Source organism: Gilliamella sp. B2785 (assembly GCF_026537005.1).
Classification (GTDB): domain Bacteria; phylum Pseudomonadota; class Gammaproteobacteria; order Enterobacterales; family Orbaceae; genus Gilliamella; species Gilliamella apicola_E.
Genome location: NZ_JAFNNC010000002.1, coordinates 443183 through 453434 on the forward strand (window position 1 = coordinate 443183; position 10252 = coordinate 453434).

Here is a 10252-nt window from a genome sequence, read left to right on the forward strand (position 1 = left end):
AATATATTTAAGTTAAAATAAGTATAACAACCGTATTTAAATACAAAAAGATAAAACCTTTTAACAATTAATAAAATGTTATTAAATGGTATCACTCTTTACAAAATATAAATATCAGCGTGAAAGATAGCCGAAATTGCGTAACAAGTCCATAGCTATTTGAGTAAAAAAGATTTTTCTATATAAATTATTTAATATTCTTATATTCGCAATTACTGTCGTTTATTTACTATACTATTCTGATTTGGGTGGAGTTAAAAGTAGTCGCCAAAAATTTTTATTTAAATTAAATATAATCAGGCTAAAGATATTAAAGAATGATCAATAAGAATATATTTCCAAATTTGCTATTTTTGGCATTTTTCACAATAGAATGTATTGCGTTGGCCTATTCGATGAGACTTTATGTCAGATTTACAAATTAAACACTTTTCGCCTTCTCTACCATATACTTGGAGCTTTTGTACAAAATAACCCGGTTTACCATCAGATTGAACAAAGTCTTTAAGTGTAGTACCACCTTGTTCTATAGATTTGGTGAGCACTTGTTTAATTGCTGTGACTAATCGTTCAAATTCTTCTAAAGTTAAACTATTTACTTTCCGGTGCGGATTAATTTTTGCCATAAACAATGATTCTGAAGCATAAATATTACCAACACCAACCACAATATGGTTGTCCATAATCCAGCTTTTTATAGGAATATTTCGATTAGTCGCTTTTTCGAAAAGATAGTTTGCTGAAAACTCCTCGCTTAGAGGTTCTAATCCTAAATGCTTCAATTGTTTAAGATCATCAATAGAATTAGTCCAAAGCCACGACCCAAAACGCCTTGGGTCGGTATAACGTAATGTCACACCATTTTCTAATACCAAATCAACATGATCATGTTTATCTGGTTTTTGGTTTGATTTTACTATGCGTAAGCTACCAGACATACCTAAATGAATTACAATCCAATTTTGCGTCAACTGTAATAATAAATATTTAGCACGTCTTGTAATATCTATTATTATTTGACCTTGAGCATCGGAAATAGCCACATCAATAGGCCAACGAAGCTTGGGTTGTCGAACAACAACTTGTTTGATAATTTGGCCTTTTAAATAAGGTATAATACCACGCCGACTAGTTTCTACTTCTGGTAATTCAGGCATTTAATAATCTCATTTAATTATTGAACATGTCAGTAACCCAGCTAGGAGCCGATTGATTTGTCTCAGTTTGAGAACTGACAGCACATAAACTTTGCGGATTGACCGTCCATGCAGGTAAAGTCCTTACTCCTCCTCCATCGCATTGCCATTGGCCACTACTATCAATAGGTACCATAAAGATATTTTGTGGTACTGAAAGTTGTAATTTTTTCGGTGGATTATTTTGTAAGTATTCACTATATATTTTTAATGCACCTGTAGCGCCTGTTAATTTCATAGGTGAATGATCATCAAGCCCTATCCAAATGACTGCAACATTTTTTCCATCAATACCAGTAAACCAACTATCACGCGAATCATTACTTGTTCCAGTCTTGGCAGCTAAATTGAATGATCCATATTTAGCTTTCAATGAACGTGATGTTCCTGATTCAACGACTTGTTGCATAGCGTAAGTGGTTAAATAAGCCGATTGCTGAGAAACCGCTTGAATTTGTTGCGGGTAATTTTGATAAACAAGTTCACCTTTATCAGTTAATACATACCGTAGTATTGTGAGCGGTGCACGTTGGCCATTATTGGAAATAGTTTGGAACATTTGTGCTGTTTCTAATGGTGTTAACTCTAGAGCACCTAATAAGCGAGAAGGCAAATTAGGGATACGATCTTCAGGTACCCCCAATGCTTGTAAAGTCGTTTTAGTTGCGTCTAAACCTAATGACATACCTAAGTTAACTGTAGGTACGTTAAGTGAAAGAGCTAATGCATCAATTAACATCACTTTATCGCGAAACTTTCGATCAAAATTCTTCGGTTGCCAATAACCGCCGTTATCAAGTTTGATTGATAATGGGTTGTCATTTAACCAAGTATTAAGCTGATAACGTTCTGGCTGACCTAATGCAGTTAAGTAGGTTGACGGTTTTGCCAGTGAACCAATTGCTCGTCTAGTTAACCACGCTCTGTTATAACCAGGGTAACGTGGCTCAGCGCTACCAATAATAGAACGGATTTCACCTGTCTCACGGCTAACAATAACCATTGCTGTTTGTAATTCTTTATTAGTCGATTTACGTAATGTTTCTATTTCATCCGTAACCGATTGTTCTGCTGCAGCCTGAGCAACTGGGTCGAATGTGGTGAAAATTTTCATTCCTGACAGGTGGTCTGCTTTATCACCCAACTGTTTTCTCAGCTCACTACGGACAACTTGCATAAATGCTGGTTGCGGTGATATCACACCACCTTTTGGTAAGACTGAAAGTGGGCGTTGGCTGAGTAAATTATATAATTCCTCATCAATAATTCCTTGTTGCTCAGCAAGTTTTAATACAACATTACGACGTTCAATCACTTGTTGTGGTTGAGTCCAAGGATTATAGTACGAAGCACCTTTTACCATACCTACTAATACAGCTTGCTGATCTAATGTCAATTCATTAACTGGTCGACCAAAATAGTAAAGGCTTGCTAATGGGAAGCCATGAATTTCTTCACTACCAGCTTGACCTAAATAAACTTCATTTAAGTAAAGTTCTAAAATACGTTCTTTACTATATCGAGCATCTAAAATGATAGCCATATAGGCTTCACGTATTTTACGACTGAGACTTCTCTCATTCGTTAAAAAGAGGTTTTTAACCGTTTGTTGTGTTAGTGTGCTTCCACCTTCAGTACGACCTGTTGTTAAATTAACATATATAGCTCGACCAATAGAATATAAACTTACACCATGGTGGTCATAAAAACGTTTATCTTCAGTTGCAACTAAGGTTTTTATTAACGAGTCAGAAAATTCTCTTAAAGGCACAAAAAGCCGTTGTTCACCATTTGGGGAATGCATCATCGTTATTAATTTAGGATCAATCTTAAGTAAACCAAAATCACGACCTGTGTCTAAATTAGATATGCGATCTATCCTGTTTTCATAGAAAGTAATTTTGACACGAAAAGCTTTTTCTTCACCATCAGGAAATGTAAATGGACGACGGTAAATTTCAACAGCACCATTTTGAACAATAAATTCGCCTGGTCGAGTTGCTTTACTATCTTGCTGACGATATTGTGCACCTTTTAGCAAAGTAACAACATCACTAAGACTATAATCACTATCTGGTTCAAGGTCGACTATCTGTCCATAGACAGCCGCAGGTAATTCCCAAACATCACCATCTATACGTTCTTTAATTTGTTGATCTAAATAAATCCCATAAACGACAGTTACAGCAACAAAGATAAGACATAATTTGAAAAGCAACGACCAAAGTCGACGCCACAATGATTTCTTATTTTTTTTTGAAGCCTTTTTAGTCGATTTCTTTTTAGTTGGTCTGTTCAAACTGCACCCAATATTAAGATTAAATAAAATTAACTTATAATAACATAACTTTTTAATGAAGCATTGAGCTTCTTATCAATAAGATATTTTAGTTTAAATAATATAGTAGAATATATAAAATCAATTAAAAACTAAGTTGTGGCTGAATATTTTTAACTTTTTCTATAAATGCTTTTTTAGACTTACCGGTTAAACCTTCATTAATCGGTAAACTTGCTGTTAATGGATTAACAGGTTTATTATTGATATGTAATTCAAAATGCAAATGTGGTCCAGTAGAACGCCCTGTATTACCAGATAAACCAATTTTGTCACCCTGTTTAACTTGTTGGCCTGGTTTCACTAAAATTTTGTCTAAATGCATGTATGCCGTCATATATTGCCTACCATGGCGTATAGCGACATAGTTACCTGCTGAGCCGCTGTATTTCGCAATAACAACTTCTCCATTTCCTACAGATAATACTGGCGTTCCTCTAGATACTGCAAAATCAACACCATTATGTGGTGTAACAACGCCTGTAACTGGATGTAACCGACGCGGATTAAAACCTGATGATACGCGAGCTTTTTTAGCTAAAGGATATCGGAAAAAACTTTGAGATAAACTACCTGCATTAATATCATAGTATTTACCATCATCAGCTAGAATCGCATAATAATCTTTAGACCCATTTTTAATGCGAACACCAAGTAATTTACTATTTGATAAACGATTTCCATGCATTTCACGAGATAAGTATACCACGAATTTATCGCCTACTTTTAAACGTCGAAAATCCAAACGCCACTGCAATGCACGTGTAATAATTCCAATCTCATTACTCGTTAAACCAGCTTTACGCGCATCAGCTACAAAACTGGATTTCAGCTCACCTTTAATAACATTATTTTGTGAGACACCTTCTACTGTTTCAGTACTTTCTATAAATTGATTGCCTGACTTTTCAAAAATTCGAACATTATTAGTTGATATTGTCCAGTTAAAAGTGAGCAAATTGTGATTATCATCGGTCGTCCAACTAACCTGCTGACCAATTCTCAAATTGGCTAGTTGTTTATACTTACCTGTTAACTGTGCAATATCATTTTTATTTACATTATAACGATTCAAAATATCGTGTAATGTATCACCACGTGATATGGTGTATTGCACTGTGTTATCTTTTTCTTCAGCAAGATCATCTAATTCGTCTTTAGCTATATCATCTTCAGGAACATCAGACGACTCTGTAACATTGTCAGTTTTAGATTTATCACTAAGCATATCAATTCGCCCATCGCCAATAACAACTGAAGACGAAGGCGTATCTGTAACTGTAGTTTGAGCTTGAGAATTTAGAGGGACGTACACTGTGCGATCTAAATTTAAAGGTCGCCACAATATAGTTACAAAAATAACAACAACAAGGGCTCCTAATACTGAAAAATAGGGAATTTTGAATTTATTTTTTGCAATATTAGGGGATTTAATCTGCTGTGCCAAAATTAACCTTAACTATCTTATAATCTAAACTATTTTTTATCTAAACAATCCAACAGCTCCTGAGTTAATGTTATTAAAAAGTGTGAATAGGCACCTTTTTCGACAATGATACCTGTCCCTAATGGATTTAATTCACCAATTTTAACATTTGTACCATTTACTAACTTCTTTATAACTGCAGGGCTAAACTGTGGCTCTCTAAAAACACAGACTGCTTGATGTTCCGCTAGCTTTTTTTGAATTGCATAGACAGTTTGAACGCCAGGCTGTACTGCTGGGTTTATGGTAAAACTTCCTAGATTTTTTAATCCGAACTGTGATTCAAAGTACCCATATGCATCATGAAACACAAAATACCCTCTATTTTGTACGCTAATTAGTTTTTTTGCAATGTTTTGTTCTGTTTCTGATAGATTTGTAATGAATTCGTTCAGATTTGCATCAAGCAACTGCACTTTATTAGGATACAGTTCTATAAGCTTATCATGGATTGATTTTGCAATAATTTTAGCAATTTTTGGCGAAAGCCATATATGTTCATCATATTCACCATGATGATGGTCATTATCATCATGAGGTATTTCTTCATCGTGATGATTGGTTCTAAGCAAACTCTTAATTTCGGGAACATCCATTAATTCTATCTGCTTTTGTTCATCAACATTTTTTAAAACAGTTGGCATAAAAACTTCCATATCTTCACCAACCCAAATTATTAAATCAGCATTCTTAATTTTAGCCAAATCGGAGGGTTTCAATGAATAAGTATGAGGAGATGCGCCATCCGGCAATAGTATATCTGTATTTGTTACACCTGATGCAATTGCTTCAGTAATAAAACCTATCGGCCTTACTGAGGAAATTACAGTGGCATTAACACTATTTGTTAATCCAATAACGATTAGCGTAAGTTGAGCAAGAAAACGTAGAACTTGTCTTATGTTTTTAGTTAAATTTTTCACTTTGTCATCCAATATTTATAAAATATGATGGAATAAAACCACATTATTGTTATAATATAACATAACATATTGATCGGCAAGGACTATCGATATCATGACACAATTAATGGCTCTAAATAATATTTCGGTTAAAATAAATCAACAAAAAATATTATATGATGTTTCATTGACGATTAACTTAAGCCAAATTATTACGATTCTAGGTCCAAATGGTGCAGGAAAATCAACACTCGTCAAAGTTATTTTAGGATTAATTTCACCTACAACAGGCACCATTGAACGTGCTTCTGATTTGACTATCGGTTATGTCCCTCAATCAATAAATTTGAATCCAACTTTACCTATAACCGTCAAACGGTTTATGCAGCTAAATAAACAATTAAGTTATGATGATATCATCCAAACATTATCTTTAGTAAAAGCTCAATACCTGATTGATCGATCTATGCATCAATTATCAGGCGGGGAGTTACAGCGAGTGCTACTTGCTCAAGCATTAGCAAAACGCCCAAAACTACTTATTTTAGATGAGCCTACACAAGGTGTAGATGTAAATGGACAAGTGCTATTGTATGATTTAATTATTAATGCTAAAACGAAGTTTAGTTGTGGTGTTGTAATGGTTTCACATGATTTACATTTAGTTATGGCAAAAACAGATGAAGTAATTTGTTTAAACCATCATATCTGTTGTTCAGGAACACCGGCTAGTGTCTCAAACGATCCAGAATTTGTTTCTTTATTTGGACCTCACGGCGCATCACAAATCGCTTTATATAAGCACCATCACAATAATGATTGTTGCCAGCATCACAATGATCATAATCGAAAAATTATATTACCTGATTCAAGAGGAACAAAATAATGATTGAGTTACTCTTACCCTCTTTACTTGCAGGTTTATGCTTATCGTGTTTAACCGGTCCATTGGGTACATTTGTTGTTTGGCGAAGAATGTCTTATTTTGGAGATACGTTATCCCATGCAGCGTTATTAGGGGTTGCCTTTGGCTTCCTTTTTGATATCAATCTATTCTATGCCATCGTTTTAGTGACACTGATATTAGCTATCGGGCTGTTATGGTTAGAATCTCAAAAACAACTACCTGTTGATACATTACTGGGTATTTTAGCTCATAGCGCTCTTTCACTTGGTTTAGTTGTGATAAGTTTAATGAATAGTATACGCATTGATTTGATGGGTTATCTATTTGGTGATCTTTTATCTATAACAATGTTTGATGTTTATCAGATTTTAATTTGTGTAGTAATAATTGGAATTCTGTTGATATGGCGTTGGAATCAATTTTTATTTATCACTGTTAGTGAGGAACTAGCATTTAGCCATGGCATTAATGTACCACTAACAAAATTTATGCTTACAATACTTTTAGCATTAACAATTGGTATTGCTATGAAATTTGTTGGAGCTTTAATTATTACTGCACTATTAATCATTCCTGCTGCTACAGCTAAATATTATGCTAAAAACCCAGAATCAATGGCATTTTTTGCAATATTAATTGGGATGCTATCTATTTTGGGTGGGATTCTGTTTTCATCAATTTATGATACTCCAACAGGTCCTTCTGTTGTATTAAGTAATACTTGTTTATTTTTTATATCATTATTTATTTCTAAATTCTTTTTAAGAACTAAAAATTAAAATATCAGTAAAATTAGAAAATTTATTGCGAGAGAACACGCATTTTTAGTTCTCTATTTGTTCACATTATTTAATTACTAATAAAGTGCTAAAAATCAGAAACTAATGAAGACAAAACTATGTCTCTCGCAATTATTTATACAAGAGCCTCTATTGGAATACAAGCACCTCAAATTAATGTTGAAGTACATATTAGTAATGGATTACCAGGTTTCGTTCTGGTTGGTCTTCCAGAAGCAACGGTTAAAGAATCTAAAGACCGAGTTAGAAGCGCTATTATTAATAGTGGCTTTACATTTCCAGCAAAAAAAATAACTGTTAATTTATCTCCAGCAGATCTTCCTAAAGAAGGTAGTCGCTTTGATTTGCCTATAGCTATCGCTATTCTTGCAGCAACCGAACAAATACCTAACGATAATCTAACTAAATATGAATTTTTAGGTGAATTAGCCTTATCTGGGGAGATTAAGGCAGTAAAAGGTGCTATTCCTGCTGCTATATCATCTAAAAAAAATAATCGTACATTGATTATTTCTAGAGAAAATCAATCTGAAATATCATTAATCCATCATAATAATACGTTAATTACGCATAATTTATTAGAACTATGCCAATATCTATACAATGAAATTAATTTACCTACTGTTGAATACAGAGAATACAAAGATGATGATGAGCAAATAATTAACCTACAAGATATAATTGGTCAAGAACATGCTAAAAGAGCCTTAGAAATTGCCGCTGCAGGTGGACATAATCTATTGTTAATTGGTCCACCAGGTACCGGTAAAACTATGCTAGCCACTCGGTTAACTTCATTATTACCATCATTATCAGATGATGAAGCACTTGAAAGTGCAGCAATCACCAGTCTTGTTAGCGCTAATGGTTCGATTCAAAATTGGCGTAAAAGGCCATTTAGAGCCCCGCATCATAGTGCATCAGCAGCAGCTTTAGTTGGTGGCGGCTCAATACCTAAACCAGGAGAAATTTCATTAGCACATAATGGAGTGTTATTTTTAGATGAATTACCAGAATTTAACCGTAAAGTATTAGATGCCTTAAGAGAACCCATTGAGTCGGGAGAAATTGTTATATCTAGGGCAAATGCAAAAATAAAATTTCCAGCAAAGTTTCAACTCATTGCCGCTATGAACCCTAGCCCTACGGGTCATTATCATGGAACTCATAATAGGACAACACCACAACAAATTATACGTTACTTAAATCGACTTTCTGGTCCATTTTTAGATCGTTTTGATATATCAATTGAAGTACCATTACTACCTAAAGGTACACTAAGTCAAAAAGTTAGTGTAACTGAACCAACTGATAAAGTGAAAAAAAGAGTTATGGATGCTAGAAAAATTCAAATGATAAGAAATAAAAAGTTAAATAGCCAATTATCACCAAAAGAAATTCAAATTCATTGTTTGTTAACTGATGAAGATAATGAGTACTTAGAACAGGCTTTAATTAAATTAGGACTTTCTGCTCGAGCTTGGCATAGAATATTAAAAGTATCTCGGACTATCGCCGACTTAGATTGTTCAAAGAACATAGAACGAAAACATATTTCAGAAGCACTGAGTTATCGTTCTATGGATAGATTATTAATTCAAATGCACAAAAATATTGGCTAATAAATTAATCATCACTATCGACAAAGTCATCACTCACGTCAACTTGAGGTTTTCCACCTGATAACGTGTGAAAACGTTTTGGTTTGTTAATTTTAGAAAGGTACTTTATCCATGTTTTTTCATAATCTGTAACTGGTTCCTTTTTTCGTTTACAAACTGCAACAAAAGATTTCTCTTCTGATGTAGTTGGCTTTTTAGTTTCTGCATCGAGATCTCTAAAAGCACAACCATATTTTTCTAAGATCTGTGCTTCTTTGATAGTAAAATCGCCATGACGAGAAAATCCTCTTGGATAATTCTTATTATCAAAAAAACGTTGTTGACTTACAAAACTTTCAGCCATGTTATATCCTCTAGATTATAAAAGTTGTTGGGCGGGAATTATAATTGACAAAGTTAATCTGTAAACAAAATTTTTTTATTTATATAAATAAAATTGAATAAATGACTAAAATTAGAACAAATCTATTATTTTTATGGCAGGGGCGGAGAGTCTCGAACTCCCAACACCCGGTTTTGGAGACCGGTGCTCTACCAATTGAACTACGCCCCTAGATAAGGTGGCGGAACGGACGGGGCTCGAACCCGCGACCCCCTGCGTGACAGGCAGGTATTCTAACCAACTGAACTACCGCTCCACCGTATTTTTTGGTGTGTTTATAAATTAAAAGTCTGGCGGCACCCTACTCTCACATGGGTAATACCCACACTACCATCGGCACTACGGCGTTTCACTTCTGAGTTCGGCATGGGGTCAGGTGGGACCACCGCGCTATTACCGCCAGACATATTCTGTCTTCTCTTTTTCAACTGATGATGATTATCACATATCTTCACCAATCGCTCAATCCGGAACAAACTGTTTTATTAATCTTTAACCATCTTTCGATGATTTCTTAATCTCAACTTCGCGTATCCCAAAACAACTCCGAGTTGTAAGGTTAAGACTCTCGGTTCATTAGTATCAGTTAGCTCAATGTATCACTACACTTACACACCTG

At 34.4% G+C, this 10252-nt stretch carries 8 protein-coding genes, 2 tRNA genes and 1 rRNA gene; 3 read left to right on the plus strand and 8 right to left on the minus strand.

Features of this window, described 5'->3' with window-relative positions; genetic code table 11:
- Positions 1-347 precede the first annotated feature (347 nt).
- The 4 genes from mutM to znuA all read right to left on the minus strand — a co-directional run bounded on the left by mutM (position 348) and on the right by znuA (position 5943).
- Complete coding sequence (gene mutM, locus J3U24_RS04220; protein WP_267336658.1) at positions 348-1157, minus strand: bifunctional DNA-formamidopyrimidine glycosylase/DNA-(apurinic or apyrimidinic site) lyase; 810 nt, start codon at positions 1155-1157, stop codon at positions 348-350.
- Between the two features lie 13 nt (positions 1158-1170).
- Entirely contained in the window at positions 1171-3495 is a 2325-nt protein-coding gene (mrcB, locus tag J3U24_RS04225) for a bifunctional glycosyl transferase/transpeptidase (RefSeq protein ID WP_267336657.1), read from the minus strand.
- Positions 3496-3619: 124 nt separating this feature from the next.
- Complete coding sequence (gene mepM / locus J3U24_RS04230; RefSeq protein WP_267329985.1) at positions 3620-4981, minus strand: murein DD-endopeptidase MepM; 1362 nt, start codon at positions 4979-4981, stop codon at positions 3620-3622.
- 29 nt (positions 4982-5010) lie between these two features.
- The gene (gene znuA / locus J3U24_RS04235; protein ID WP_267336656.1) at positions 5011-5943 is read right to left on the minus strand and encodes a zinc ABC transporter substrate-binding protein ZnuA; all 933 of its coding nucleotides are present in this window, start codon (positions 5941-5943) and stop codon (positions 5011-5013) included.
- A gap of 94 nt (positions 5944-6037) precedes the next feature.
- Here znuA and znuC point away from each other — a divergent pair, with 94 nt between their 5' ends.
- The 3 genes from znuC to J3U24_RS04250 all read left to right on the plus strand — a co-directional run bounded on the left by znuC (position 6038) and on the right by J3U24_RS04250 (position 9251).
- The gene (gene znuC, locus J3U24_RS04240) at positions 6038-6808 is read left to right on the plus strand and encodes a zinc ABC transporter ATP-binding protein ZnuC (RefSeq protein ID WP_220225240.1); all 771 of its coding nucleotides are present in this window, start codon (positions 6038-6040) and stop codon (positions 6806-6808) included.
- Positions 6808-7608: a zinc ABC transporter permease subunit ZnuB gene (gene znuB, locus J3U24_RS04245; protein ID WP_267336655.1), complete on the plus strand. Its 801-nt coding sequence runs from the start codon at positions 6808-6810 to the stop codon at positions 7606-7608. The genes znuC and znuB overlap by 1 nt, the downstream gene beginning before the upstream one ends.
- A 119-nt stretch (positions 7609-7727) precedes the next feature.
- Positions 7728-9251 carry a YifB family Mg chelatase-like AAA ATPase gene (locus J3U24_RS04250; RefSeq protein WP_267336654.1) on the plus strand — a complete coding sequence of 508 codons (1524 nt, stop codon included), beginning with the start codon at positions 7728-7730 and terminating at the stop codon, positions 9249-9251.
- A gap of 4 nt (positions 9252-9255) precedes the next feature.
- Here J3U24_RS04250 and J3U24_RS04255 read toward each other — a convergent pair whose 3' ends face one another.
- From J3U24_RS04255 to rrf, 4 genes are all read right to left on the minus strand, one after another.
- A complete protein-coding gene (locus tag J3U24_RS04255; protein ID WP_267336653.1) occupies positions 9256-9594 on the minus strand; it encodes a DUF413 domain-containing protein in 339 nt (112 codons plus the stop codon).
- Between the two features lie 134 nt (positions 9595-9728).
- Positions 9729-9804: transfer RNA gene (locus tag J3U24_RS04260), tRNA-Trp, on the minus strand.
- An 8-nt stretch (positions 9805-9812) separates the two neighbouring features.
- Positions 9813-9889 (minus strand) — tRNA-Asp (locus J3U24_RS04265).
- A gap of 32 nt (positions 9890-9921) precedes the next feature.
- A 5S ribosomal RNA gene (gene rrf, locus J3U24_RS04270) occupies positions 9922-10037 on the minus strand.
- Positions 10038-10252: the final 215 nt, after the last annotated feature.